This is a genomic window from Nocardioides segetis (genome assembly GCF_051390595.1).
In the GTDB taxonomy this organism is placed as follows: domain Bacteria; phylum Actinomycetota; class Actinomycetes; order Propionibacteriales; family Nocardioidaceae; genus Nocardioides.
This window is the reverse complement of sequence record NZ_JBNINR010000008.1, coordinates 53,835-79,186: the sequence shown is the minus strand read 5'-3', so window position 1 is coordinate 79,186 and position 25,352 is coordinate 53,835. Positions and strand designations below refer to the sequence as shown.

At 73.1% G+C, this 25,352-nt stretch carries 24 protein-coding genes; 7 read left to right on the top strand and 17 right to left on the bottom strand.

The features are described from left to right. The first annotated feature begins 60 nt into the window (after positions 1–60). Positions 61–1,191 (top strand): sensor histidine kinase, encoded by a 1,131-nt coding sequence (locus tag ACPZVR_RS15725; RefSeq protein ID WP_436700548.1) that lies wholly within the window; start codon positions 61–63, stop codon positions 1,189–1,191. Beyond that, entirely contained in the window at positions 1,188–1,844 is a 657-nt protein-coding gene (locus ACPZVR_RS15720; protein WP_436700547.1) for a response regulator, read from the top strand. Before ACPZVR_RS15725 ends, ACPZVR_RS15720 begins: the two co-directional genes overlap by 4 nt. Here ACPZVR_RS15720 and ACPZVR_RS15715 read toward each other — a convergent pair whose 3' ends face one another. Beyond that, the gene (locus ACPZVR_RS15715; RefSeq protein ID WP_436700546.1) at positions 1,845–3,209 is read right to left on the bottom strand and encodes an alpha/beta fold hydrolase; all 1,365 of its coding nucleotides are present in this window, start codon (positions 3,207–3,209) and stop codon (positions 1,845–1,847) included. On the opposite strand from ACPZVR_RS15715, the gene ACPZVR_RS15710 reads away from it, so the two are divergent. Continuing rightward, complete coding sequence (locus tag ACPZVR_RS15710; RefSeq protein WP_436700545.1) at positions 3,194–4,009, top strand: carboxymuconolactone decarboxylase family protein; 816 nt, start codon at positions 3,194–3,196, stop codon at positions 4,007–4,009. The two genes, ACPZVR_RS15715 and ACPZVR_RS15710, sit on opposite strands and share 16 nt — an antisense overlap. A 341-nt stretch (positions 4,010–4,350) precedes the next feature. Here ACPZVR_RS15710 and ACPZVR_RS15705 read toward each other — a convergent pair whose 3' ends face one another. The 5 genes from ACPZVR_RS15705 to ACPZVR_RS15685 all read right to left on the bottom strand — a co-directional run bounded on the left by ACPZVR_RS15705 (position 4,351) and on the right by ACPZVR_RS15685 (position 9,061). Beyond that, the gene (locus ACPZVR_RS15705; protein WP_436700544.1) at positions 4,351–5,124 is read right to left on the bottom strand and encodes a sulfite exporter TauE/SafE family protein; all 774 of its coding nucleotides are present in this window, start codon (positions 5,122–5,124) and stop codon (positions 4,351–4,353) included. Positions 5,125–5,129: 5 nt separating this feature from the next. Then, positions 5,130–6,602, bottom strand: coding sequence for an aldehyde dehydrogenase (NADP(+)) (locus tag ACPZVR_RS15700; RefSeq protein ID WP_436700543.1), 1,473 nt, complete (start codon positions 6,600–6,602; stop codon positions 5,130–5,132). A 3-nt stretch (positions 6,603–6,605) separates the two neighbouring features. Next, entirely contained in the window at positions 6,606–7,538 is a 933-nt protein-coding gene (gene kdgD, locus ACPZVR_RS15695) for a 5-dehydro-4-deoxyglucarate dehydratase (protein ID WP_436700542.1), read from the bottom strand. 88 nt (positions 7,539–7,626) lie between these two features. Continuing rightward, the gene (locus tag ACPZVR_RS15690; protein ID WP_436700642.1) at positions 7,627–8,532 is read right to left on the bottom strand and encodes a LysR family transcriptional regulator; all 906 of its coding nucleotides are present in this window, start codon (positions 8,530–8,532) and stop codon (positions 7,627–7,629) included. A gap of 40 nt (positions 8,533–8,572) precedes the next feature. Further along, positions 8,573–9,061 (bottom strand): RidA family protein, encoded by a 489-nt coding sequence (locus ACPZVR_RS15685; protein WP_436700541.1) that lies wholly within the window; start codon positions 9,059–9,061, stop codon positions 8,573–8,575. A 284-nt stretch (positions 9,062–9,345) separates the two neighbouring features. On the opposite strand from ACPZVR_RS15685, the gene ACPZVR_RS15680 reads away from it, so the two are divergent. From ACPZVR_RS15680 to ACPZVR_RS15665, 4 genes are all read left to right on the top strand, one after another. After that, entirely contained in the window at positions 9,346–10,197 is an 852-nt protein-coding gene (locus ACPZVR_RS15680) for an ABC transporter permease (protein ID WP_436700540.1), read from the top strand. Between the two features lie 62 nt (positions 10,198–10,259). Beyond that, entirely contained in the window at positions 10,260–11,312 is a 1,053-nt protein-coding gene (locus ACPZVR_RS15675; protein WP_436700539.1) for an ABC transporter substrate-binding protein, read from the top strand. A gap of 15 nt (positions 11,313–11,327) precedes the next feature. Next, a complete protein-coding gene (locus ACPZVR_RS15670; protein ID WP_436700538.1) occupies positions 11,328–12,140 on the top strand; it encodes an ABC transporter ATP-binding protein in 813 nt (270 codons plus the stop codon). A 32-nt stretch (positions 12,141–12,172) separates the two neighbouring features. Beyond that, positions 12,173–13,822 (top strand): M24 family metallopeptidase, encoded by a 1,650-nt coding sequence (locus ACPZVR_RS15665; protein WP_436700537.1) that lies wholly within the window; start codon positions 12,173–12,175, stop codon positions 13,820–13,822. 57 nt (positions 13,823–13,879) lie between these two features. Here ACPZVR_RS15665 and ACPZVR_RS15660 read toward each other — a convergent pair whose 3' ends face one another. From ACPZVR_RS15660 to ACPZVR_RS15610, 11 genes are read right to left on the bottom strand one after another with little or no spacing between them, the layout of a single operon-like run. Continuing rightward, entirely contained in the window at positions 13,880–14,581 is a 702-nt protein-coding gene (locus ACPZVR_RS15660) for an enoyl-CoA hydratase/isomerase family protein (protein ID WP_436700536.1), read from the bottom strand. Further along, positions 14,578–15,561, bottom strand: a complete 984-nt coding sequence (locus tag ACPZVR_RS15655) for an NAD(P)H-dependent flavin oxidoreductase (protein ID WP_436700535.1) — start codon at positions 15,559–15,561, stop codon at positions 14,578–14,580. The genes ACPZVR_RS15660 and ACPZVR_RS15655 overlap by 4 nt, the downstream gene beginning before the upstream one ends. Then, positions 15,558–16,391: an SDR family NAD(P)-dependent oxidoreductase gene (locus ACPZVR_RS15650; RefSeq protein ID WP_436700534.1), complete on the bottom strand. Its 834-nt coding sequence runs from the start codon at positions 16,389–16,391 to the stop codon at positions 15,558–15,560. Before ACPZVR_RS15650 ends, ACPZVR_RS15655 begins: the two co-directional genes overlap by 4 nt. A 10-nt stretch (positions 16,392–16,401) precedes the next feature. Continuing rightward, positions 16,402–17,508, bottom strand: coding sequence for an acyl-CoA dehydrogenase family protein (locus ACPZVR_RS15645; protein WP_436700533.1), 1,107 nt, complete (start codon positions 17,506–17,508; stop codon positions 16,402–16,404). Continuing rightward, positions 17,501–18,553 (bottom strand): acyl-CoA dehydrogenase family protein, encoded by a 1,053-nt coding sequence (locus ACPZVR_RS15640; RefSeq protein WP_436700532.1) that lies wholly within the window; start codon positions 18,551–18,553, stop codon positions 17,501–17,503. The genes ACPZVR_RS15645 and ACPZVR_RS15640 overlap by 8 nt, the downstream gene beginning before the upstream one ends. A 20-nt stretch (positions 18,554–18,573) precedes the next feature. Next, complete coding sequence (locus ACPZVR_RS15635) at positions 18,574–19,545, bottom strand: acyl-CoA dehydrogenase family protein (RefSeq protein WP_436700531.1); 972 nt, start codon at positions 19,543–19,545, stop codon at positions 18,574–18,576. Further along, positions 19,542–20,687, bottom strand: coding sequence for an acyl-CoA dehydrogenase family protein (locus ACPZVR_RS15630; RefSeq protein WP_436700530.1), 1,146 nt, complete (start codon positions 20,685–20,687; stop codon positions 19,542–19,544). The genes ACPZVR_RS15635 and ACPZVR_RS15630 overlap by 4 nt, the downstream gene beginning before the upstream one ends. A gap of 14 nt (positions 20,688–20,701) precedes the next feature. After that, entirely contained in the window at positions 20,702–21,910 is a 1,209-nt protein-coding gene (locus ACPZVR_RS15625) for an ABC transporter substrate-binding protein (RefSeq protein WP_436700529.1), read from the bottom strand. Between the two features lie 23 nt (positions 21,911–21,933). Next, complete coding sequence (locus ACPZVR_RS15620) at positions 21,934–22,626, bottom strand: ABC transporter ATP-binding protein (protein ID WP_436700528.1); 693 nt, start codon at positions 22,624–22,626, stop codon at positions 21,934–21,936. Continuing rightward, positions 22,623–24,419 (bottom strand): branched-chain amino acid ABC transporter ATP-binding protein/permease, encoded by a 1,797-nt coding sequence (locus ACPZVR_RS15615; RefSeq protein WP_436700527.1) that lies wholly within the window; start codon positions 24,417–24,419, stop codon positions 22,623–22,625. The genes ACPZVR_RS15620 and ACPZVR_RS15615 overlap by 4 nt, the downstream gene beginning before the upstream one ends. A gap of 2 nt (positions 24,420–24,421) precedes the next feature. Then, positions 24,422–25,300, bottom strand: coding sequence for a branched-chain amino acid ABC transporter permease (locus ACPZVR_RS15610; protein WP_436700526.1), 879 nt, complete (start codon positions 25,298–25,300; stop codon positions 24,422–24,424). Between the last annotated feature and the right edge of the window lie 52 nt (positions 25,301–25,352).

The following is a 25,352-nucleotide window of genomic DNA, read 5'->3' as shown; positions in this document are numbered from 1 at the left end:
CCCCGAGACAGCGATGAGGCGGTCCGAGCAGGCGGTCACGAGCTCTACACTCGGCACACCATGTCCCTCTGGCCGAGCCTCCGCCGCCGGGCCGATCCGCTGGTGGCGTCCGTGGTCTGGCTGCTGGGCGTGGCCACGCTCCTGGGCCACGCCACGACCGCGTCCGACCGACTCCTCGTGGCCGGATTCGGACTGGCCTGCAGTCTCCCGCTGGCGTGGCGGCGCCGCCTTCCGGTGCCGGGCCTGCTGCTGATCGGGCTGCTGGGCTGCGCGGGCCAGTCGACGCCGGACGCCGCCCTGCTGGACGGTCCGTTCCTGCTGGCGTTCGCGGTGGCCGTCGGCACGGTCGCGGCGCGGGAACGACCGTGGCGAGCCGCCGCCTGGGTCGTGGTCGCGGGGGCCCCCGCGTTCGCGGCGGCCTGGTGGCTGGCTCACGAGCCGGGCGACGTGATCGCCACCGTCGCCTGGCTGGCGCTGGCGTTCGCCGTCGGCCGCGCGGTCGGCTTCCGCCGGTCACTGCTCCTGGCGCGGGCCGCTGCCGAGCGGGCCGAGCAGCGGCAGGCGATCGAGCGACGGATCGCCGACGAGCGGGCGGCGATCGCGCGAGACCTGCACGACGTGATCGCCCAGTCCGTCGAGGCGGTGTCGATGCAGGCCGGCATCGGCCTGCACCTGTTCGACAGCCGGCCCGCGGAGGCGCGGGTGGCGCTGGAGCGGATCCGCAGCACGAGCATCGGCGCGTCGCGGGAGATCCGGGAGCTGTTGGGCCTGTTGCGCAGCACGGACGCCGAGCCCGACCGGGTGCCGAGCCTCGACGACCTCCCCGCCCTCGTGCACGCCAGCGGGATCGACGGCCCGCGGGCCACGTTCGCGGTGCGCGGCGCCCCGGGCGGCTGCGACCCGCTGACCGGCCTTACGCTCTACCGGGTGACCCAGGAGGCACTGACCAACGCCCGCCGGCACGCCCGCGCCGGCGCGGTGCGGGTCGAGCTGGACTGGCAGGCGGACCGGCTGACCCTCAGCGTCACCGACGACGGCATGGGGCCACCTCCCGGCGGCCCGGTCGAGGGGTACGGCGTGCGCGGGATGCGCGAGCGCCTCGCCCTGGTCGACGGCGGGCTGCGCCTGGGCCCGGGTCCCGCAGGCGGGTTCCAGCTGATCGCCGACGTACCCCGGGAGGCCCGGGCATGATCTCCGTCCTGATCGTCGACGACCACCAGCTGGCCAGGTCCGGCCTGCGGTCGCTGATCGAGCCCGAGCCCGACCTCACGGTGGCCGGCGAGGCCGGGGACGGCCCGAGCGCCGTCGGGCTGGCCCGTCGGCTGCGCCCGGACGTGGTCCTGATGGATCTCAAGATGCCGGGCGGCGACGGCCTGGCGGCGACCAGGAGCATCGCCGACGACCCGGAGCTGGCCGCGACGAAGATCATCGTGCTGACCAGCTACGACAGCGACAACTCCGTCATGGCCGCGCTGAGGTACGGCGCGAGCGGGTATCTCCTCAAGGACTTCGAAGCTCCGGCGCTCCTGCAGAGCATCCGGACCGCGGCGGCCGGCGAGGCGCTGCTGGCGCCGGTGATCGCCCGCCGGATCGCCGAGACCTGGACGCCGCCCGCTCCTCCGGCGACGCCGCACCCGGGGCTGGCCGAGCTGACCGAGCGGGAGCGCGAGATCCTGGTCAAGGTCGCCGAGGGGCGCAGCAACGCCGAGCTGGCGGCCGATCTCCACATCAGCCCGGCCACCGCGAAGACCCACGTCAGCCGGATCCTGGCCAAGCTCGGCGCTCGCGACCGCGTCCAGCTGGTGATCATCGGCTACCGGTCCGGACTCGTCGGCGCCGGCTGATCACCGGGCCGGGTCGTCGGCGCCGGTGTAGCCGTCGAGCGGCTCACCGGCCAGGAAGCCGAGGATCGCCTGCAGGTACGCCGGTCCGGCGTCGCCGGTGATGCCGTGACCGGCGCCGGGGATGTAGACCAGCGTCGCGTCGGGCAGCGTGTCGCGGTACTCGCGGGTGTCGATCCACGGGACGTAGTCGCACTCCGCCCGCAGGATCAGGGCGGGCGTCCGGACCGTGCGCAGCACCGGCCGCGGATCGTCGATCCGCTCGAAGTCGGCGTTGGTGAGCTGGTTGGTGTAGAAGCCCTGCGGGTTCTGGTGCACCTCGCCCTCCCCCGGCGGCCCGCCCGGGCAGCCGCCGAGGTCGCGGCCGGCCACGGCGATCTCGTGCAGCCGGGAGTCGGACTCCGCGTCGCCGACCAGGCGGTGCGCCGCCTGCGGACTGTTCTCCAGCAGGACCGCCTGCAGCAGGAAGCGCGGGTCGGACATCAGCTCGTCGTACCGCCTCCTGCTCGCGCCGGTCAGCTCGCCCCAGGGAGAGACGTCCGTATCCGGGTGGGCGTCCGGCCAGATCTCTCCGGGCGAGGTGAAGGCCACCTTCGCCACCCGGTCCGGATGCGCCGCGAGGTACTGCGCCGCCAGCGACCCGCCCCAGGACTGGCCGATCAGGATCATCTGCTCGGCCCCGACCAGCTCCCGGACCGCTTCGAGGTCGGCGACGTTGCGCGCCACCGTGTAGCCGGTGACGTCGTCCAGCCGTGTGGACCGGCCGGCGCCGATCTGGTCGTAGCTGTAGACGTCGTAGCCGGCCGCGCTCAGCTCCTCGGTTCCGTACGGCAATCCCTCGTCGGGGGTGCCGGGCCCGCCGTGCAGGAAGACCACCGGCGTCGGCTTCCAGTCCGCCGCGGTGGCGGGGCTGGCGAGGTAGGCCAGCCGGGATCCGTCGGTCAGCTCCCAGAACCGGACGTCGGCCGGCACCGGCCCCTCCCCCATCTCCGGGAACGGCCGCAGGAAGAGCAGCCCGAACCCGACCGCGACCAGCGCCGTCCAGGCCGCACCGGCGATCCACGCGGCGCGCCAGCCGTGGCGGCCGCGACCGGCGGCGAGGGCTCCGCGGGCCACCACGGCGGTCACCACCAGCAGCGTCACCGCGCCGGCGCCGAGGAAGACCACCGGCTGCGGAGCGACGGCTGCCGCCACCAGGATCATCAGGCCGCCGGCGGCCACGCCGACGGCCCCGCCGAGCAGGGCGAGGATCACGGCGCCGATGCGGCGCAGCGGGCGGACGGCGGTCCGGTCGGTCGGGTGGGTCGGCTCGTTCGGGTCGTTCGGGTCGGACGGGTCGGACGGGTCGGGCGGTGGCAAGAGGGTCACGTCGGTCGACGCTAGGTAGCCGGCCGGCGCGGGTCATCGGCCTGCGGGTCGGTTCCTCGTACATCCCGGGATGTACGGAGGTCCCGTCGACGTGCTCCGGCTCGGCCGGACGGCGGGCGCTCCGGCACCCGCGTCCGGTCTCGTACGATCGGGTCGCCCGGGCGTCGCACGAGGGTGCGTGGCGCGCCTCGATCGGGAAGGACGGTTCCACCATCACCCGCACACGAGGCCGCAAGCTGTCCCCCGGCGAGCTCGACGCCGGGCAGGTCGCCCTGTACGACGAGATCGCGCACGGTCCCCGCGCGACGCAGGGTGCCTCCCCGCGCATCCTGGACGCCGACGGCTGCCTCGAGGGCCCGTTCAACGCCTTCCTGCTCCAGCCCCGTCTCGGCCATGCGCTCCAGGCGCTCGGCGCGGCGCTCCGCTACCGGACGGACATGCCGGATCGCTGGCGCGAGGTCGCGATCCTCGTCGTCGCGGCCCGGGAGGACGCGGAGGTCGAGCGGTACTTCCACGAGCCCGTGGCCCGCGCGCTCGGCCTCACCGACGAGCAGCTCGCCGGTCTCCGTCGCGGTGACCACTCCGTGCTGGACGCGGAGGACGCGCTCGTCGCCGGGGCGACGACCGAGCTCCTCGACGACGGCGACCTGGGCGACGCGACGTACGCCGCCCTGCTGGCGTGGGGCGGAGAGGCGCTCGTCCTCGAGCTCACCTCGGTGATCGGCTACTACACGATGCTCGCGGTCCAGCTGCGCGTCTTCGGCGTCGCGCCGCCCGATCCACCGGCGCCGACCCCCTAGCCTCGGACGTCACGGGTCAGATCCCGTCGCGAGGTCGCAACACCCGTCGGCTACGAAGTGGGTCCGCTCCGATCGTGGCTCGGGCACGAGGGGTTGGTGCACACCCGGACGTCGACGGTTGCGTCCGGTTCATGGTCGGCGTCACGATCCACGCTGTCGCCGGCGCCGTCCGGTGTGCGAGGTCGCAGCTCGACCTCGGCACCGCAGACCTGGCAGGGCTTGCTGTCGAAGAACATGCGCCTCTCCGTAGGTTGTCGTGAGCCGTCGTCCTTCCGGATACCCCACCCCATGCGTTCCAGCCTCACGCTGCTGCCACGACGGCTCCGCGCCCCTCCCCTGCTTCACGTCACGGCGAGCCAGACGCCGAGACCGAGGCCGGACAGCCCGATCGCCCATCGCAGCGGCGCCTCCGGTGTCATCCGCACCAGCCGGGGACCCATCAGGCTTCCGACGAGCGCACCGGCGCCGAGGGCGAGGACGGACGGCCAGTGGACGGGCGCGAGGAACGCGTAGGCGACGGCCGCCACCACGTTCGCCGTTCCGCTGGCGACGTTCTTGATGGCGTTGGTGACGGCCAGCGGCTCGTCCGTGCGCATCGCCAGCACTGCGAGCAGGATGATGCCGACGCCGGCGCCGAAGTAGCCGCCGTACACGCCCACCGCCGCGACGAGCGGCCGGTTCGCCTCCGGGCCGGGGGCGACCCGGCCCGGATCCGCCGCCAGCGCGGCGAGGCGACGCCTCTCGGCCCACGCGCGCACCGGGTTCCGGGCGAGCAGGAGGACGGCCCCGAGACCCACGAGCCAGGGCACGATCGCCTCGAAGGTGGACTCGTCGCTGACCAGGAGGAGACCGGCGCCGGCCAGTCCTCCGAGCGCGGACAGTCCCATGAGCACCCGCAGCCGCCGCCACTGGCCCGCCAGCTCGGTGCGCGAGCCGAGGGCGGCGCCGACGGCATTGGCCAACATGGACGTCGTGTTCGTGACGTTGGCGGCCAGCGGCGACAGGCCAGTCGCGATCAGGGCCGGATAGCTCACCAGGGACGCGAGGCCGGCGATCGAGCCGGTGAGCCCGGCCCCGATCCCCGCGAGGAGGAGCAGCACGGCATCGGAGGGCACCCGGCTCAGCTGCCGTCGACCAGCCGGGCGGCGGCCGGGGGCACGGGCTCGTCGCGGAGCTCACCGGGCAGGAGGGCGTCCGGCAGGCCCTGGAACGCGACCGGCCGCAGGAACCGGTCGATCGCGGAGGCGCCCACGGACGTCGAGCGCGGATCGGTGGTGGCCGGGTAGGGCCCGCCGTGCTGCTGGGCCCAGGTCACGGAGAGCCCCGTGGGCCACTGGTTCCACAGCACGCGGCCGGCGCGCTCGGCGGCGACGTCGACCAGCTCCCGCACGTACGGCGTCGACGCCTCCTCCGCCTCGGCGAACACCGAGGTCGTCAGCTGGCCGGGCAGGGACGCGAGCAGGCGGACCACCTCGGCCTCGTCCCGGTAGCGGACGACCAGGGACGCCGGGCCGAAGCACTCCTCGCCCAGGACGTCCACCTGCCGCGCGAACACCGCGGCGTCCACGCCGAGGAGGACCGCGTCGCCGTCGTCGGCGGCGCTGAGCACCTCCACCTCCTCGACGCGGCGCAGTCGCGCGAGCCCGTCACGGAAGCCGCGGTCGATCCGCTCGTTGAGGAGCGGATGCGTCGCCGCGAGCCGGGCACCGGCCAGGGCGTCGAGCAGCGGCGCGTGCTCCGGGACGAACAGCAGGCCGGGCTTGGTGCACAGTTGGCCGGCGCTGCCGGTGACCGCCGCGACGAAGCCGTCGGCGATGTCCCCGGGACGGGCCGCGCCCGCGGCCGGCGTCACCACGACCGGGTTGGTGCTCCCCAGCTCTCCGTAGAACGGGATGGGCTGGGGCCGCGCGGCGGCCAGGTCGAACAGCGCGCGCCCTCCAGCGATCGAACCGGTGAAGGAGGCGGCCCGCACGGCGGGGTGCAGCAGGGCCTGTCGGCCCGCGTCGGTGCCGTGGATCAGGGCGAAGACCCCCTCGGGTGCCCCGGCCCCGCTCAACGCGTCGTGGACCAGGTCGGCCGTGGCCGAGGAGAGCCGCGGGTGCCCGGGGTGGGCCTTCACCACGACCGGACAGCCGGCGGCCAGGGCGCTGGCGGTGTCGCCACCGGCCACGCTGAACGCGAACGGGAAGTTGCTCGCCGCGAAGACCACGACCGGCCCGAGGGCGCGCACGTGGCGCCGGAGGTCGGGACGCGGCACGCCCATCGGCCAGGCGGCGTCCGCGTGGTCGACCGCGGCGCCGGCATGCCGGCCGGTCCGGACGACGCCGGCGAAGAAGCGCAGCTGGAAGGTCGTTCGCGTCAGCTCACCGCGCAGCCGGCCCTCCAGGAGGTGGGTCTCCTCGGCGGCGAGGGCGACGAGGCGGTCGGCGTGGGCGTCGAGCGCGTCCGCGACCCGTTCGAGGGCATGGGCGCGGTCGTCCCACGCGGTGCTCCGCCAGGGCCGGGCGGCTGCCGCCGCGGCCGCGACGACCGCGTCCACGTCCGCGGGGGCGGTGTCGGGCACGGTGGTCACCGTGGTGGCTGGTCCGGTCACGGCTCAGACCCCGGCCGGGAGTGCCGCCGACTCCTGCAGGAGCCGGGCGAGATCGTGCCGGTCGGTCTCGGTGAGTCCCTGCAGCGGCGGACGCACCGGGCCTCCGTGGCGACCGACCGCGTCGAGACCGGCCTTGATGATCGACACGCCGTAGCCCGCCGCCCGGTCGCGGATCGCGAGATAGGGAAGGACGAAGCCGTTGAGCATGGCGTAGACCCGCGGGCGGTCGTTCGCCCGCACCGCCCGGTAGAAGTCGAGGGCGAAGTCGGGCGCGAAGTTGCAGATCGCCGACGAGTACGTCGTGAAGCCCAGCTGGAGCAGCGGGAGCGCGAAGGTCTCGGCCGTCGGCAGTCCGCCGACGTAGATCAGTCGGTCGCCGAGCCGGGCGTACAGCCGGGCCATCGCCTCGACGTCGCCGATGCCGTCCTTGAAGCCGATGAGGTTCGCGTGCCGATCGGCGAGGTACTCCATCGTCTCGGCGCTGTAGATCGCGTTGGCGCGGTTGTAGACGATCACGCCGAGCCGCGTCGCGTCGAGCACCGCGGACACGTGGGCGCGCAGGCCCTCCTGCGTGCCCTCCGTCAGGTACGGCGGCAGGAGCAGCACTCCGTCGGCGCCCTGTGCCTCGGCGTCGGCCGCCTGGGCGGCGGCGACCACCGTGGCGCCGGTCGCGGGGGCGATGACGGGCAGCCGACCCGCCGCCTGGGCCACGCCCGTGGCGACCACGCGGGAGACCTCCTCGCGCGACAGCGAGAAGCCCTCGCCGGTCCCGCCGGCGACGAAGATGCCGCCCAGGTCGTAGCCGGTCTGCCACTCCAGGTGCTCGCGATAGCGCTGCTCGTCGAACTGGAGCTCGTGGTCGAAGTGGGTCACCGGGAAGGTGAGAAGTCCGGTCCCGAGTCGGCGGGCGAGCTCGGCGGGGTGCAATGCGGTCACAGTGATATGCCTCCGTTGATGCGCGGCCGTCTCTGGGCCGCGGGCAACGTCAGGCTAGGGAGCCGGAATCATGCCTGTCCAAGATCATTCAGGCATCGTCGGATGCACGTCCTGCATCGACGATCTGACCGCTCAGCCGAAAGTCGAGGGCCTCCAGCGAGCGCGTCACGAGGGGACGCTGCTCGTCGGTGCGCCAGATGACGTGCATCTGGACCGGATAGGGGTCCGGGGTCGTCACCGGCGCGAACACGACGCCGCGCAGGCCGAGCATCACGGCGGACTCCGGCACCAGCGCGATCCCCCGGCCGGACGCCACCAGGCTCACCATCGTGATGACCTGCGTGACCGTGTGGGAGTAGTGCCAGCGCGAGATCGGCAGCATGCGGACCACCAGGTCGTAGAAGTACTGCGCGTCGGTGGGCGAGTGCATGATGAGCGACTCGCCCTCGAGCTCGTCCGGGGTCAGCGGCCGGCGCAGCCGCGCCAGGCGGTGGCCGGCGGGCAGGGCGACGACCAGGCCCTCGCGGTGGATGAGCCGTGAGGCGAAGTCGAACGGCCCGGAACCCGGGCGCCCCAGCGCCACGTCGATCTCGTCCGCCGCCAGCGCCGCAAGCTGCTCGCGGGTCACCATCTCGTGCAGCTGCACGGTCACGTCGGGCAGGCTCTCGGCCAGGCGCGTCAGCACGACGCCCAGCAGCCCGTAGGCCCCCGAGGCCGTCACGCCGAGGCGCAGCACGCCGGTGGATCCGGCGGCCACCGTGCGCGCGACCTGCGGGGCGGCGTCCGCGAGCGCCACGAGCCGACGCGCCTCGGCCAGGAAGGCACGACCCGCCGGCGTGAGCTCGACCCGCCGGTTGTTGCGCTCCAGGAGGCGTACGCCGATGCTCGCCTCGAGTCGCTGGATCTGCCGACTCAGCGGGGGTTGCGTCATGTTCAGCCGCTCGGCGGCCCGCCCGAAATGAAGCTCCTCGGCGACAGCGATGAACGAGCGGATCTGCTCCAGTGAGTGAATGATGCGGTCACCGTAACAGCGGTCAACCGTCCGGGTGCAGGCCCACGACGAGATCGATCTCGACGAGGGCGTCGGCCGGCAGGCGCGGGACGCCCAGCGCCGTCCTCGCGTGCCGTCCGGCGCTGCCGAACGCGGTCAGCAGCACCTGCGACGCGCCCTCGGCGGCGGAGGGCTGCTCGACGACGTCCGGGCCGCTCGCCACGAACACCATGAGCTTGAGGACCCGGGCGACGCGGTCGAGCCCGACCGCGTCGTCGAGCTGGGCCAGCGCGTTCAGGGCGCAGACCTGGGCGGCCTCGAAGGCCTCCTCGGGCCGGCGCGAGACGCCCAGCACCCCCCGGTGCGAGATCTCTCCGTCGCGCCGCGGGATCTGGCCGGAGACGAAGGCGATGTCGCCCCACACGGTGACCGCGTCGTAGCTGTAGGCGGGCGGGTGCGCCGCCGGCAGTGCCAGGTCCAGCTCGGCGAGGCGGGCTCGGACCCCGGTGCTGGTGGCTGGGGGCTGGGTCATCGGTACTCCTGACGGTTCGGCTGCGTGGGCGACGGCGAGGCTAGAGGTGCCGGACGCGGTCGTACAGGTCCGATCGGGTGTCGCACGATGCCCGCGCGAGCATGGGAGCGGCCCGGTCGACGCCGGTCGGCATTGATGCGCGCAGCGCAACATTGGATGCCGAAAGGGTGTTGGACCAGCATCGCCAGCGCTGCCGATACTGATGGCCGATGACCGCCCTGTGTGTCGCCCGTCACGCGACCTCGACCCGGCGGCGCCCTGTCCCACGGATCTCCGGAGTTGTCATGAGCCAGGCACTCGCCAGCAAGCGCCCCGCGGCGTCGACCACGCCCACCGCCGCCGGCGGCGACCCGAGCCCGGGCGCGCGCACCCGCCGCCGACGACCGGACCTGCGCGCGCCGGTGAAGGCGGTCGTCGGCCTGCTCGCCGTACTCGGGCTGTGGGAGGCGGCGGTGCGGATCACGCGTCCCGCCGAGTACCTCCTCGTGGGTCCCGTGGCGGCCTTCCGGCGGCTCGGCGAGGAGCCGGGCTACTTCCTGGGCCAGGCGTGGGTCACGGTGCAGGAGGCGTTGGCGGGCTTCGCCCTCGGCACCCTGCTCGGCATCCTGTGCGGCGCGGCCCTCTACTACGTCCCCGTCCTGCGCCACTTCCTCTATCCCTCGCTCATCGCCTTCGACACGATCCCCAAGGTCGCGCTGGCGCCGCTGTTCATCGTGTGGTTCGGCTTCGGGTTCGAGTCGAAGGCACTCGTCGCGATGGCGATCGCCTTCTTCCCCCTCGTGATCAACACCTTCGACGGGCTCGCCTCGGTGCCGCAGGAGCTCAAGGAGCTCGCGCGGATCAACCGGGCCAGCACCTGGATGCGGATGACGAAGATCGAGTTCATCTATGCGCTTCCCTCGGTCTTCACCGGCGCCAAGATCTCCATCTCCCTGGCGGTCGGCGGCGCCGTGGTCGGCGAGTTCATCGCCGGCTCGGAGGGCCTCGGCCAGGTCATCCTGCTCGCGAACAGCCAGGTCGACCTGCCGACCATGTTCGCGGCCTTCATGGTGCTGGCGGCCATCTCCCTGGCCCTCTTCTCGGTCATCAGCCTGCTCGCCCAGCGTCTCCTCCCGTGGCGCAACCGCGTCAAGTGAGTCCCCTTCCCCTCCATCACCTGTGCCGCGCCTCCCGGCGCCCGACCGTCCCGAGGATCACCATGACCACCACGTTCACCGCGCGGGCCCGCTCCCGCGCGGCCCTCGCCCTCACCACGCTCGCGGCCCTGGCCGTGACCGGATGCTCGGGGTCCGACGACTCCGGCAGCAAGGTCTCGCTCATGCTCGACGTGGCCGTCCTGCCGAAGCACGCCCCCTTCTACGCCGCCGCGGCCGAGGGCTTCTTCGAGGCGGAGGGCATCGACCTCAAGATCCAGCCCGGCTCCGGGTCGGGCAACACCGTCAGCGCGGTGGACACCGGCCGGGTCGACTTCGGCTGGGCCGACTTCGGCGTGACCGTCGTCAACCAGGGCAAGGGCGTCCACGTCCGGCAGATCAACCTCGTCCAGGGCGCGAGCGCCTACTCGACGATCGCGCTGCCCGACAGCGGGATCGATTCCTGGGACGACCTCAAGGGCAAGACCGTCGCCACCGAGGGCAACGGCGCGATGACCTACATGCTGCCCGCTGCGCTCAACGCGGCCGGCCTCGCCAAGGACGACGTGGAGGTCGTCAACGTCACCGGCGAGTCGAAGATCCCCGGCCTCCTGGCGAAGAAGTGGGACGCCAACCTGGCCCTGTTCGTGTCCGATGCCCCGGTCCTGAAGGCCGAGGGCGTGGACCCGGTGGTCCTCAAGTGGGCCGACATCGGCCTGCAGTACTACGGCAACGGCATCATCGCCTCGGAGGAGACCATCGAGAAGCGGGCCGACCTGGCGACGCGCTTCAACGAGGCGCTCCAGAAGGGCTTCCTGTGGTCCTGCGACCACCCCGAGGAGGCGGCCGCGCACTTCATGGACGAGGTCCGCGGGTTCGAGGAGGCCACGGTCGTCGACGCCGTCGAGGAGCAGTGCAGCCTCGCGTGGACCGACGAGAACCGGACCCTCGGCTTCGGCGCCATGAGCGACGAGGGCGTCCAGGAGGTCATCGACGTCGCCGGCACGTATCTCGGCCTGGAGGACCCGGCCGGCCTCACCCCCGACGAGGTCTACAGCAACGACCTCATCGCCACGATCACCGAGGACGACGAGATCGCCTCGCCGCCCCAGTCCTGAGCGATCGGATCCGACATGAGCATCGACAGCACAGCACCGACCGGCACGACCGACTCCGCGGCGGCCATCAGCGTCAAAGGCGTCGGCATGACGTACACATCCCGCGACGGCGTGGCCAACACCGTGCTGCGGGGATGCGACTTCGACGTCGCGCCCGGCGAGTTCGTCTCGATCGTCGGGCAGTCCGGTGGCGGCAAGACCACCCTGCTGAAGATCATCTCCGGGCTCCTCGACAACACCGAGGGCGAGGTCCTCGTCCGGGGCCGCCACGTGCGTGAGGCCCTGCACGACATCGCGATGGTCTTCCAGAGCCCGGTCCTGCTCCCCTGGCGCAACAACCTGGCCAACGTCATGCTCCCCATGGAGTTCCGCAAGCGGGCCACGCCCGAGGCGAGGAAGCACGCCCAGGAGCTGCTCGAGCTGGTGGGCCTGGGCGACAAGGCGAAGAAGTACTCCTACGAGCTCTCCGGCGGCATGCAGCAGCGGGTGGCGATCTGCCGCGCGCTCGTCTCGCATCCGGAGATCCTGCTGATGGACGAGCCGTTCGGTGCCCTCGACGCGATGACGCGCGACTCCATGAACGTCGAGTTGCAGCGCATCTGGCAGGAGACCGGGCGCAGCGTCCTGTTCGTCACCCACAGCATCCCGGAGGCCGTGTGGCTGGGAGACCGCGTCGTGGTGCTCGGCGACCGGCCGGGCCGGATCATCGCCGACATCCGCGTGGAGCTGCCACGGCCCCGCACCAAGGCGCACCGCTACTCCGACGAGTTCGCCTCGTACGTCGCCCAGGTCGAGGCACTGCTCGGCGTGACCGCGGCCATCAGCTGAGCACGGCCCCCACCCCCGAAAGGACCGACCCCATGCCCCGCATCGTCTTCGACGCCGACCAGATCGAGCGTGACTACGGCTTCCGGCCCCAGGACCGCCTGCTGTTCAGCGCCATCCGCCTCGACTCGCACCGCTTCGTCATGCCGCTCATCTACCAGGGCGACGGGGGCCAGACGCTCCTGGTCCGCCAGCAGGAGCAGGGGAACGTGCTCTCCGCCGGCGTCGCGCCGGAGCAGCTCCGCTTCTACGAGCCCTGGGTGACCATCGACCCCCGCCCCGTGGCCGACTTCCCCGCCGCGCCGTCGCTCCCGGCGCTGGTGCGCGACCTCGCCGGAGGCGCGGGCGTGGAGCTCGACGAGCGCGCGCCGTACGTGCACTACTCGGCCCTCGCCGGCGAGGTGGAGGTCAAGGTGCCGCGCGCCCCCTCCCCGCGAGCCCTGGTGTTCGAGGTCGACCAGGAGCAGGTGCTCGAACGCTTCCGCGCCTGGCGACGCGAGGGCGTGACGACGGCGCGTCGGCTCATCGACGAGCTGCCGCACCTCGCCGGTCTCGAGAAGGACCTCGGCGCCGACGCGGACACGAGGTACTCCGGCCTGCGCGAGGTCGCCCGCGAGCTCGACGTCCAGGCGCTCGTGATCTCCTCGGCACCCAACTACTCCGAGATCGTCGGGCGACCGGCGGCGGACGGCGTGGTGGCACTGTGGCTGCAGGACGACGAGCGGCTCCTCGTCATCGCGGAGGAGGGCGTGCGCTCGGTCCACGGCACACCGGTCAGCCGCCACGACAGCGTGGCGGCGGCCATCGTCGCCTACGCCGGCGGATCCCGGGTGGGCTTCGAGGAGCAGTGGGAGCGGACCGCACTCGCCCTCGACCTGATGGAGCTCGGTGTGCGACCGGTGTCGGCGTCCCGCGCCCTCGGCTCCTGGCGCGACGTCCGCGACCACGAGGACCTCGCCTTCCACATCATCGCCGCCCGCGCCAGCGTGACGGCGATCGACGCGGCCGTGGCATGGGGGCACGCACGTCTGGACGCCGGTGAGAGCACCACCGAGCGCGAGATGTACGCGGTCTACCTCGACGCTCTCGACGAGTTCCGGCTCACCCAGCGGGTGCCGTTCGCGATCGAGCCGTACTTCACCAACCTGCACTCCTCCCAGCGGATGCTCTTCCCCGGCCCGCCGACCGACTTCCCCATCGACGAGGACACCACCTGCGTCCAGCTGGACGCGGGCGTCAAGGTCACCATCGACGGCGTCACGGTCGCGACGTCCGACATGGCGCGCTCGATGCTCCGCACGCCCGAGGGGAAGGAGGCCTACGAGATCCTCACGACCGCCGTTCGCGACGTCATCATCGGCCAGCTGGAGCCCGGCGTGGTCTGTGAGGACGTCCACGCCCGCACGCTCGCCCACCTCGCCGAGGTGCGCCCCCGGATGATCGAGCTCGGCCTGCTCGGGCCCGAGGTCGACTTCGACACCGAGTACCGCAAGCGGAACGTCGGCCATCTGATGGGGAAGCAGGAGTCGTTCGCCAACGAGCTGCGTCCGGGCTACCGCCACGTGCTCCACGTCGGCTCGTACGGCGCGGCGGAGATCCCGTGGCGTTACGGGCGGCACGCCATCGGCACCGAGGACCTCTGGTTCATCGGCTCGGAGGGGACCTACAACCTCACCCTGTCGTGAGCCGGCCGGGCCCGGCGCCCGGGCCGCCGGAGGCCGACCGGGCGCCGGCGGTCCGGGTCACCGCGGCGCTCCCCGCGGGTGGCGGCGGTGCTCGTGGGCCAGGCCGTCGGCGACGGACAGGCCGTCGGTACGGATCAGCAGCCGCTTGACCTCGGTCGAGGTGAAGGGGGACTGCGCCACGATGTCGGCCACCAGATCCTCGACCGCTCGGTCGAGCTGGTCCGGCGGGACCGCGACGTCCGCGAGGCCGATCCGGAGGGCCTCGTCGCCGCTGACCGGGCGGCCGGTGAACATCATCAGCTTCGCGCGCGCCGGCCCGACGCGGCGCGGGAGGCGCTGGGTCAGGCCCCAGGCCGGCACCAGGCCCCACCGCCCGTGGGCGTCGCGGAAGGTCGCGTCGGACGCCGCCACGATCAGGTCGGCGCACAGGGCCAGCTCCAGACCGCCCGCGACGCAGTGCCCGTGGACCCGGGCGACCACCGGCACCGGCAGCTCGGCGAGCCGCTGCAGCACCAAGGACTTGCGCGCCGCGACGTCGGCCGGCGACGTGGTCGCCGTCGCCAGGTCGGCCCCGGCGCAGAAGGCGCGCCCCTCGCCGGCGACCACGACGCAGCGCGCGCCGGGAGTGGCGAGGACCAGGTCGACGGCTCCCTCGAGGTCGTCGAACGCGCTCGTGTCCAGGGCGTTCAGCCTCTCCGGCCGGGCCAGGGTGACCCGGGCGACACCGCGGTCGTCGACACACGCCCGGATCGCACTCACGCGGCGCCCCGCGCACGGGGCAGCGACGGGATCGCGCACGCCGCGGCGTACTCCCTCCGCAGGCGCTCCACCAGCTCGGCGGTGGCCGGGACGTCGTCGACCAGCGCCACCCCCTGTCCGGCGCTCCACACGTCGCGCCACGGCCGGATGCCCTCCGGGAGGTGTCCGGTGCCGCGCGCGACGGGGACCTGCATCGTCTCCGGGTCCAGGCCGACCCGCTGGAGCGAACCCCGCATCCAGGAGGCCGGGATCCCGTTGACCGCCGCGGTGTAGACGACGTCCTCGGCCCCCTGGGTGACGAGCAGCTCCTTGTACTCCCAGGGCGCCATCGACTCCTGGGTCGCGATGAACCGGGTCCCCATGTAGGCCAGGTCGGCCCCGAGCACCTCCGCCGCGCGCACCATCGCCCCCGTGGTGATCGAGCCTGCCAGCACGATGAGACCGTCGAACATCCGGCGCAGGATCGGCACGAAGGTCAACGGCGAGATCGTCCCGGAGTGCCCACCGCCACCCGCACCGATCGCGACGAGCCCGTCGACGCCCGCGGCGACCGCCTTCTCGGCGTACGTCAGCGAGGTGACGTCGTGGACGACCGGCAGTCCGTGGTCGTGCGCGATCCGGACGGCCTCGTCGGGTCTGCCGTTGGCCGTGATCAGCGCCGACGCGCCCCGCTCGGCGCAGACGGCGACCAGCGCGCCCAGCTCCCGCGAGTCGAGCCGGAGCGAGGTGTTGACGGCGAAGGGCCCGACCACCCGCCCCGGATCCTCCTCGGCCCGCTCGGCCAGACCGCGGTCGACCTGGTCGAGCTGGGCCACCAGCTCCTCGAGGTCGCGGCAGTGGTTCAGGGTCAGCGTGCCCATGACCCCCGCCCAGCGCGCCTCGAGAGCGAGCGCGGGCCCGCTGCACAGGAAGGTCGGCGCGACCACCACCGGCAGCGCGAGCTGCGCGCGCAGACGGGACGCGAGGTCCGCCGACGTCACAGCGTCTCGCCGCCGTCGACGTAGATCGTCTGTCCGGTGATGAACGAGGCGAGGTCGCCGGCCAGGTGCACGGCGAGAGCCCCGAGCTCGCGCTCGTCACCGGTGCGGCGCATGGGGATCCTCTCCCGCAGCCAGGCCTGGCCCTCCTCGCTGTCGTGGAGCGCCTGCGTCATGCTCGTCCGGAAGTGACCGGGCGCGATCGCGTTCACGGTCACGCCGTACGGCGCCCACTCCTTGGCCAGCGACCGGGTGAGCTGGTCCAGGGCGCCCTTGGCGACCTGGTACGGCGTGCACAGGTTGGCCGACCGCGCCACGCTGCTGGAGGCGATGTTGATCAGACGACCGTGCCGCCGCTCCAGCATCCCGGGCGCGAACGCGCGGATCAGGGCCAGCGAGCCCCGCACGTGGGTGTCGAGGATCGCGTCCCACTCGTCGTCGGACATCGCCACCGACGCCGGGCTCGAGCCGGGTTGGCCGACGGCCTCTCCGGCGTCCTCGTCCGCAGGCAGTGGTACGACCGCCTTCTTGACGTTGATGCCCGCGTTGTTCACCAGTACGTCGACGCGGCCTCCGTCGTCGCGGACGCGCTCGCCGAACGCCGCGACCGCGTCGACGTCGCGCAGGTCGAGGACGGCGGCTCGTGCGGAGCCGCCCGCCGCCTCGATCTCCTCCACCAGCGCGTCGAGCTCGGTGCGTCCGCGCGACACGGCCCACACTTCTGCTCCCGCCGCCGCCATCGCCGCGGCGATGGCGCGGCCGATGCCCCGTCCGGCGCCGGTGACGACCGCCGTGCGGCCCTCGAGCGGCAGGTCTCCGCGGTCGGTGCTCATGGCAGCCTCCTCATCCTCGGGGAAGGCCGAGCGTGCGCTCGGCGATGATGTTGCGCTGGATCTCGGACGTTCCTCCGTAGATCGTGGCGGCGAGCGCCTCCATCCGCTCGTCGAAGATCGGCGTGCGGTCCAGGGCGTGCGGCCCCGCCACCTCGAGGGTGAGATCGGCCGCCGCGCGCACCGTCTCGGATCCGAACAGCTTGAGGATCGTGGCCAGCCCGGTGTCGTCGCCCCGCCAGCGGTGGGCCGCCGCGCGCAGGCCGGTGAGGCGCAGGGCCTCGGTGCGCGCCAGCAGCCGGCCGAGGTCGCCGTCGGTCCCCTCGGCGCCCACGGCGCTCACGGAGCCGTCGACGAGCGGGTCGAGGGCCCGCAGGGACTCCAACCAGGTGTTGATCCAGATCATGTCGCGCTCGTGCTCGAGGCTGGCCCTCGCGACGGTCCATCCCTGGTCGACCTCCCCCAGCACGGCGGAGGCCGGCACCCGGACGTCCTCGAGGAAGACCTCGCAGAACTCCTCGATGGCCGGGCTGGCCGTCGGGATGGGCCGGATCTCGATGCCGGGCAGGGAGAGGTCCAGCACGAAGCAGCTGATGCCGCGGTGGCGAGGAGCAGCCGGGTCGGTGCGGGCGTACAGGGTGCACCACTGGGCGACATCGGCCTGGGTGGTCCAGACCTTCTGACCGGAGATGACGTACTCCTCGCCCTCGCGCGTCGCGGTCGTGCGCATCGAGGCGAGGTCGGAGCCGGCGCCCGGCTCCGACATCCCGAGCGCCCAGAGGAGGTCACCGCGCAGGGTGGGGGCGAGCAGCTCCTTCTGCTCGGGGGTGCCGAACTGCGCCAGTGCGGGCGCGGCGACGCCCGCCCCCTGGATGTTCACCAGGCGGGGCACGCGACGTTCGGCGCCGACCAGCCGGACGGCGAGGGCGTCCGTGGCGTCGAGGCCACGGCCGCCCAGGCCGACGGCTCCGTCGGGGACCAGCCATCCCTCGTCGAAGGCGCGCGCCTGGTACGCCGCTCGCAACGCATTGTCGTGGCGGTACTCCTCGTAGCGCGCTTCGTAGTCCGCGGGCAGCACGTCGTCGAGGAACGCGGTGAACTCGGCGGCGATGTCAGGCACGATCGGCTCCTCGGGTCAGGCGAGCGGCCGCGGCGTACGCGGCCCGGGTGCTCTCGAGCAGGAGCACGGTCTGCTGCGCCCGGCGCAGGACGAGGTGCGCGTCGGCCTCGAAGGTGACGCCCATCGCGCCGAGCAGCTGGACAGCCAGCGCGGAGGTACGGCGGGCCGCGTCTCCCGCCGCGGCGAGTGCCAGCAGGGAGAGGCGGTGGCCGTCGTCCGACGCGTGCTCGACGGCCGCCCCGAGCACGAGGCTGCGCGCCGTCTCGACGTCGACATAGGCGTCGGCGAGCTGGTGCTTGACCGCCTGGAACGCGCCCAGGGGACGATCGAACTGCTCGCGGGTGGCGACGTGGTCGAGCGCCAGCGAGAGCCCGGCGGCGGCGGTCCCGACCAGGTCGGCCGCGACGCACACCCGCGCGCGGGCCAGCGGCGCGGCCACCTCCTCGGGGGACAGGGAGATCAGCCGGACGGGCTCGACGTGGTCGAGGCGGACGCGCACCGCGGGGCGGGTGGGGTCGTGGTCGCGCGCCACGGCGCGTCGGTCGACGCCGGGTGAGCGCGGATCGACGAGCGCGACGTGCGCGACGTCGCGTTCGCGGACGATGACGGTGATCCGGTCGGCGTCGCGGCCGTCGACGACGAGGAGCTCGCTCTCCAGACGGCCGCCGGTCGCGCGGCCCTCTCCCAGGGCGAGCGCGCCACGTCCGGCGGCGACCGCGCCGAGCTCGAGCTGCACCTGCCGGGCCGCGCTGGTGGCGAGCAGCCCGTCGCCGACCAGCTCGGAGGCCGCGACGTCGAGCACCCGGGCGAGGTCGACCAGGTCGCCCACGCCGCCGTGGCCCTCGGGCAGTCCGATGTCGAGATAGCCCGCGTCGGCCCAGCGGGCGTGGTCCGAGGCGAGCCCGGGTTCGAGGAGCGCGGCGCGGAACGCCGCGCGGGGCTGCGTCGAGGCGAAGTGCGCCCGCGCCGAGCGCACGAGGTCGTCCGACTCCTCGGACCCGGCGAGAGCGGACCAGCGGCGCAGGTCCCGTGCGGAGCGCGTCATGCTCCCATCATCGACCTGCGTCACCGGTCTCCCTCCCGCCCGCGCCACGCCTCGACCGGGAAGATCCCGGAGAAGCCGTCGCGGGCGACCGCGTCGGCGAGGCGGCGTACCGTCGCGTGGACGCCGCCGGGGCGGCGCAGGAGCGGTTGCAGATGCCGGTCGACGACCGACAGGTCGTGCTCGTCGCACAGGCCGGTCGCGGCGAGTACCTGGTGGCCGTGGGCGAGCGTCTCGGTCGCGGCCTCGATCGCGTGCAGGCGCAGCGCGAGGACGTCGGCGTCGCGGGCCCGGCCGACGCGGTGCAGCCACCAGGTGTAGCGCACCAGCTCGGCCAGCCCGTCGCGGGCGACGACCATGTCGGACAGGTGCCAGCGGACCTCGCCGAACCGGCCGATCGCGACGCCGAACTGCTCGCGCTCCCCCGCGTGGCGCGCGGCGAGGGCCACCACGGTCTCCAGGGCACCGGCGATCCATGCGGCGTCGAGCAGCGTGCGCATGGCGACCACGTCGCGGATCCGGTCGACCGCGATCTCCTCCGCGAGGGTGACGGGCACACCGAACGGGTCGAGCGGTGCCGGCGCGCCCTCGCCGGCCACCACCCGCCGGGCCGTGGCGCGATCGGTGTCGACGGCGATGCTCCTCGCCAGCACGTCGGCGTGGTCGAGCCGGCCGACCGTCCCCTGCACCAGGTGGACGCCGTCGTAGTCGCCCCTGTCCCCGATCGGCACCGCCAGCTCGTGGGCGAGGGGCCAGGGCAGCACCACGGCACCGGCCGCGCGGACGGCGAGCAGGGCCGCGGCCGACTCGTCCTCGTCACCCCACGGGTCGAGCTCGCGCAGCCCGAGGCGGTCGAGAAGCGGCGCGACGTCGACGATCCGTCGTTTGGGCTCGTCCTCCGCCCGACGGGCGAGGTCGACTCCACCCGCCGCACGCAGCGCGCGGACGGTGGTGTCGTGCACGCTGATGGCGGCCTCGGGCCACTCGAGCCTCATGACTGCTCCTCCCTGATGACGGCGCGCGCGACGAGCATGCGCTGCACCTCGGTGGTGCCCGACGCGATGGTGGCGGCGCGGGCGTAGCGGAAGACGTCCTCGGCCCGGCCCACCAGGGATCCGGTGTCGCTCGGCGCGAGCCCGTCCGGTCCCACCATCTCGAGGGCGAGATGCCCGACCTCCTGGTCGAGCAGCACGGTCGCCAGCCGAGCGGTCGACGCCTCGACATCCGTCAGGCGCGACTCCTCCCGCAGCGCGACCGCGCGGTAGTTGAGCAGCCGCGCCACGCGGGTGTGCACGAGTCCACGGGCGTAGGCGGCGGCCACGGGAGGCTCGTCGAGGGAGGGATGACCCGCCAGGTCGGCGAGCATCCGGTCGTCGCGGGCATAGCGGGGGATGCCGATCCGCTCGTGGGTGAGGACGATCTTGATGACGTCCCAACCGCCGCCGACGGCGCCCAGGACGGCGTCCTCGCCGACGAGGACGTCGTCGAAGAAGACCTCGTTGAGGTGCTGCTCGCCCATCATCGAGCCGATCGGACGCACCGTGATGCCGGGGCTGTCCATCGGCACCAGGAAGATCGTGATCCCGTCGTGCCGCACGTCCGACCTGCTCGTCCTGGCCGCCAGGAAGCACCAGTCCGCGAGGCCGGCGTAGGAGGTCCAGATCTTCTGGCCGTTGAGCCGCCACCCGTCGTCGACGGCCGTGGCGGCCAGCGACAGCGCGGTGAGGTCCGTTCCGGCCCCCGGCTCGCTGAAGCCCTGGCACCACACGGTGCGGCCCTCGGCGATCCCCGGCAGGTGACGGGCCCTCTGCTCGTCGGTGCCCACCTGCATCACGGTGGGCCCGACCCAGCTCAGGCCCATGTACTGCGGCCCGCGGGGCTCGAAGTGTGCCCACATCTCCTCGCGCAGCACCGTCTGCTGCCACACGTCCGCGTCGGCACCGCCGTACTCGCGGGGCCAGCTCATGGTGAGCAGGCGCTCCTCGCCGAGGCGGCGGCAGACCCGGTCGACGACCGCGCGCACCGCGGCGTCGGTCGAGAACGAGGTGTGCCAGTCCGGCGGCAGCTCGTCGTCGAGCATCGCGCGCAGGCGGACGCGGAGTGCGTCCGCCTGCGCACCGAGGTTCAGGTCGACCACGGGGATGTCCGACCTCACTGGCTCGCGGGGACGGCCAGGCACGTCCCCGCGTCGCACGGCACCGCCGGCACGAACATCGACAGGTCGTCGAGGCCGATGCCGATCCGCTCGTCCGGGCCGAAGCGATAGGTGCCGTTGGCGCCCTCGAACTCGGTCCCGTCGACGAGCTTGTCCTTCACCTTCTGCGGGTCGTTCGAGCCGGCGGCGTCGACGGCCTGGGCCACGATCACCGCCCAGTCGAACGAGATCGCGCCGACGGTGTCGAGGGCGTCGAACTCGCCCTCCTGCTCGGCCATGTAGATCTCCTCGAAGGCGGCGGCCGCTCCCTCGGGCTCCTGTCCCTCCGTATCCGCGACGAATCCCGCGGCGAGCGGGCCCGCGACGAGCGTCTCCTTCATCGAGTCGGGGATGAGGTCGCGCGCCCCCGACTCGCCCGAGGCCAGGCCGGCGGAGATCGTCGGCGGAGCCCATCCCGTCTTGGCGAAGCCGTTGAGGACGGCGACCAGCGGAGCGCCGTACCCCCACACGATCACCGTCTCGGCGCCCGCGTCCTTGAGCTTGTTCAGCTGCGCGGTGACGTCCGTGGCCGTCTCCGGGAACTGCTCGGTGACGATGTCGAGCTCCGGGAAGTCCGACCCCGCCAGCTCGAGGGTCTGCTCCTCCTGGGCGGTGCCGTAGGCGGAGCCGACGGAGAGCATCCCGATCCTGCCTCCGTTGGCCTTGGCCTGCTCGAGCACCGGGCGGATGGAGGTCGGCCCGGCCGTGCCGGCGCCGGTGCTGAAGGCGTACTTGTAGCGCTTGGAGTCGCCCACCTCGTCGAGGATGGAGCCGATGCCGCCGGCGGTGTCGCCGGGCACCTTGACCTGGTTGAGCACGTCCTGGACGGCCGGGAAGGCCTCGGTCGTGAAGTACATCGCGGTGACGCCGTCCTGGGCGAGCGCACGGGTGGCCGCGACGGCGGCGGTGGGCTCGCCCTTGGTGTCCCGCTGCTTGATCTCCACCGTGACGCCGAACTCCTTCTCGGCGTACTCGGCACCCGCCTTGAGGCCGGCGAGCGAGTTCTTGCCACTGGCCGCCAGCGGACCGGTGAGCGCCCCGACGAAGCCGATCGTGACGGTGTCGGCATCGGACCCACCGGAGTCGGAGCCGCCGCACGCGGAGAGGCCCGTCGTCAGGGCGCCGACGGCGACGAGCGCCGTGACGCGTCGGGTGAGGATGGACATGGTGGTTCTCCTTCTCTCGGTGGTCACGACAGGTAGGCGTGATGGAGGACGTCGGCGAGGTCGCCGTCGCTGCCGCGGCCGCGGTGCTCGGCGACGCCGTGGCGCAGGACGACGACGTCGGCGTCGAGGCCCTGGGCGACCTCGAGCCGCTGCTCCACGAGGAGCACGGCGAAGCCGGCGTCGCGCAGGAGGGCGACGATCTCGATGATCCGGTCGACCAGCTTGGGCGACAGGCCGTTGGTGGGCTCGTCGAGCAGGATCGCGCGCGGTGCCGCCGCGACGGCCCGGGCGATCGCCAGCATCTGCTGCTGTCCGCCGCTGAGCCCACCCGCGCGGCGGTCCAGATGGGGCACCAGCTCGGGCAGCAGCTCGAGCGGGTCGACGATCGGCGCCGCCTTCGCCCGGCCGGCGGCGACCCGGAGGTTGTCCGCGACGGTGAGGCCGGGGAAGACGTGCCGTCCCTCGAGCACGTGACCGATCCCCGTCCGGGCGCGCCGGCTGGCGCTCCACGAGGACACGTCCTGCTCGCCGAGGAGCACGCGGCCCTGCGCGGGCTCCAACGCGGTGATGCCCCGCAGGGTGGAGGTCTTCCCGGCGCCGTTGGCGCCGAGCAGCGCCGTGCAGGTCGCGGGCTCCACCGTGAGCGTCAGTCCGGTGACGGCGCTGACGCCGCCGTAGCGGACCGTCAGGTCCTCGATGGCGAGTCGCTCGGTCATGACACCCCCAGGTAGGCGGCCCGGACGGCCGCGTCGTCGTGAAGTCCGTCCGGATCGCCCTGCCACAGCACGGTGCCGAGGTCGAGGACGACGATCCGGTCCGAGAGACGGCTGATCAGGTCGAGGTGGTGCTCCACGATGACCACCGCCACGCCCGCGGCCGCGAGGTCGCCGACGACGGCCTCGAAGCCCGCGATCTCGGACGCCGACAGGCCGGCGGCGGGCTCGTCGAGCAGCAGCAGGCCCGGACAGGCGCTGACCGCGGTGGCCGCCTCGAGGAAGCGGAGCTGGCCGTGGCTCATCGTCCGGCTCTCGCGGCTCATCGCCCGCGGGTCGGAGGGGTCGAGCCCGCCGAGGCGCAGCAGCTCGCGCGCGGCCTGCCGGCACGCGAGCTCGAGCTCCGGGTCGGTCGAGGCCGGGGCGATCGCGAGATGCTCCTCGACACTCATCCCGTCGAAGGTCTTCGGCGTCTGGAAGGTGCGGGCGACGCCCAGTCGGGCGATCTCGGCGGGCCGGAGCCCGCCGATGGAGCGCCCTCGCCACGTCACGGTCCCGGCCGTCGGCGCGTAGTGGCCGCAGATGACGTTGAGCGCCGTGGTCTTGCCGGATCCGTTCGGTCCGACGAGGCCCAGGACCTCTCCCCGGCGCACGTCGAGATCGATCCCGCCCAGCGCCCGGACGCCGCCGAAGGACCGCGCGAGATCCCGGACCTCCAGCACGACGTCTCCCCTGCTCCGCTCGGGGATCTCGACGGACGGCGACGCGAGCAGCGCCTTCGTCGCTCCCGGCGCCGCGCTGGCGGTCCGGCTGACGATGCCGCGCGGCCGGACCCTCGTGAGGACGACGAGCAGCGCGCCGTAGACGAGCACGTTGACGTGCGGGTACTCGTCGAGCTGCAGCGGGACGAGCACGAGGATCACGGTGCCCACGACGGGTCCGATGATCGAGCCGGCTCCGCCGAGCACCACCATCACCAGGAACAGGATGGAGAGGTTGGGCGAGAAGGCGTCCGGTGCGATGTATGCGGACAGGTAGGCGAAGAGCCCGCCGCTGAGCGCCCCCAGGCCCGAGCCGAGGGCGAAGGCGAGCACCTTCGCGACGTACCCCTGGACGCCGAGGGCCGACGCGCCGATCGGCTCGTCGCGCACGGCGGCCGTGGCGCGGCCGAGGCGTGAGCGGCGGTAGAAGGCGTGCAGGCAGTACGCGAGGTAGGCCACCAGGAGGATGAGGATCGCGGTGGTCGTGGGTGAGCCGGGATCGTCGAGATCGAAGCCCCACCGCGCGGTGATGCCGGCGATGCCGTCGTTGCCACCGGTCGCGGACCGGAAGGTGACGATCATGTCGTTGACCACGAGCACGGCGCCCAGCGACACCATCGCCAGTCCGAGCTCGCCCAGGCGTCCCGCCGGCGCGCCGACCACGATGCCGACTGCGATGCCGGCGACCAGGGCGATCGGCAGCGCGACCCAGAACGCCCAGCCCTGGGTCCCCGCCAGCATGCCCGTCACATAGGCGCCGATGGCGAAGGCCGCGCCCTGACCGAGGGAGAGCACACCGGCGAACCCGGTCATGACGTTGAGGCCGAGTGTCGCGACGACGTACACGGCGATCAGTTGGAGGACGTAGCCGTTGTAGGACAGCGGCCCCCACGAGGAGAGCAGGGCGGCCGCCACGGCGACGACGACGAGCCCGTGGGCGGGTGGGAAGGCGGCGATCCGGCGGACCGGGAGGGGGACGCGGTCGAGCGCGCGCCGGGTCGTGCCGGCGAGGGAGTCGCGGATGTCGGTGAGCACCGTCAGACCTCCCGGACCGGCGCGACGCCGAACAGGCCGTGCGGCCGCACGAGGTAGACCAGGATCAGCAGGCCGAACACGGCGAGATTCACGGAGAGGCCGTCGAGGTAGACGCCGGCCACCTGGCTCACCACGCCGACGGTCAGACCGCCGACGAGAGCGCCGCCGATGCTGCCCATGCCTCCCATCGCCGCGGCCACGAAACCGTAGAACGTGTAGTTGATGCCGAGGGCGGGACCCACCAGTTGCGTCGAGGCGACCAGGATGCCGGTGACGGCGGCGATCAGGACGGACAGCGTCATCGCGATCTGCGAGGCGCGGGCCTTGGAGATCCCGATGGCCTGGGCACCGTCGAGGTCCTCGGCGACGGCCCGGAGCTCCAGTCCCGTCCGGGTGCGACCGAAGAAGAGGATCAGCGCGAGCGCCGCTCCGGCCAGGACGAGCACCGAGGCGAGGTCGGCCCAGGAGACGCGGAAGCCCAGGAGATCGAAGCTCGTCGAGCTGATCCCGTGCCCGAACGCCCGCGACTCGCCGGCGAACGGCACCGAGACCAGCTCGGCGAGGATCACGCTGACGCCCAGCGTCGACAGGATCCACGACACCGACGATCCCGACTGGACGAAGGGACGCACCGCGACCCACTCCTCCGCGAGGCCGACGACGACCAGCGCCACGACGGCGGCGACGAAGGCGAGCCACACGGGGAGCCCCGCGTCGACGACCACGAGGACGAGCACCGGCATGAGCATCACGAGCTGGCCGTGGGCGAAGTTGATCACCCCGGTCGTCGCGAAGAGCACGGCGAAGCCGATCGCCATGAGCCCGTAGGCAGCGCCCTGGGACAGGCCCGGGATCAGCGCCGACTGGATGAAGTCGTGCATGGGCGGGTGATCTCCTTGCGTCAGCAACATTTGGATGTGCTAAAACATATAT

Bases quoted from the DNA above. Each gene is read 5' to 3' on its own strand.
- ACPZVR_RS15725 (WP_436700548.1), top strand. From the start codon at position 61: ATGTCCCTCTGGCCGAGCCTCCGCCGCCGGGCCGATCCGCTGGTGGCG.
- ACPZVR_RS15720 (WP_436700547.1), top strand. From the start codon at position 1,188: ATGATCTCCGTCCTGATCGTCGACGACCACCAGCTGGCCAGGTCCGGC.
- ACPZVR_RS15685 (WP_436700541.1), bottom strand. From the start codon at position 9,061: ATGACCCAGCCCCCAGCCACCAGCACCGGGGTCCGAGCCCGCCTCGCC.
- ACPZVR_RS15680 (WP_436700540.1), top strand. From the start codon at position 9,346: ATGAGCCAGGCACTCGCCAGCAAGCGCCCCGCGGCGTCGACCACGCCC.
- ACPZVR_RS15675 (WP_436700539.1), top strand. From the start codon at position 10,260: ATGACCACCACGTTCACCGCGCGGGCCCGCTCCCGCGCGGCCCTCGCC.
- ACPZVR_RS15670 (WP_436700538.1), top strand. From the start codon at position 11,328: ATGAGCATCGACAGCACAGCACCGACCGGCACGACCGACTCCGCGGCG.
- ACPZVR_RS15665 (WP_436700537.1), top strand. From the start codon at position 12,173: ATGCCCCGCATCGTCTTCGACGCCGACCAGATCGAGCGTGACTACGGC.
- ACPZVR_RS15650 (WP_436700534.1), bottom strand. From the start codon at position 16,391: ATGAGCACCGACCGCGGAGACCTGCCGCTCGAGGGCCGCACGGCGGTC.
- ACPZVR_RS15640 (WP_436700532.1), bottom strand. From the start codon at position 18,553: ATGACGCGCTCCGCACGGGACCTGCGCCGCTGGTCCGCTCTCGCCGGG.
- ACPZVR_RS15635 (WP_436700531.1), bottom strand. From the start codon at position 19,545: ATGAGGCTCGAGTGGCCCGAGGCCGCCATCAGCGTGCACGACACCACC.
- ACPZVR_RS15625 (WP_436700529.1), bottom strand. From the start codon at position 21,910: ATGTCCATCCTCACCCGACGCGTCACGGCGCTCGTCGCCGTCGGCGCC.
- ACPZVR_RS15620 (WP_436700528.1), bottom strand. From the start codon at position 22,626: ATGACCGAGCGACTCGCCATCGAGGACCTGACGGTCCGCTACGGCGGC.
- ACPZVR_RS15610 (WP_436700526.1), bottom strand. From the start codon at position 25,300: ATGCACGACTTCATCCAGTCGGCGCTGATCCCGGGCCTGTCCCAGGGC.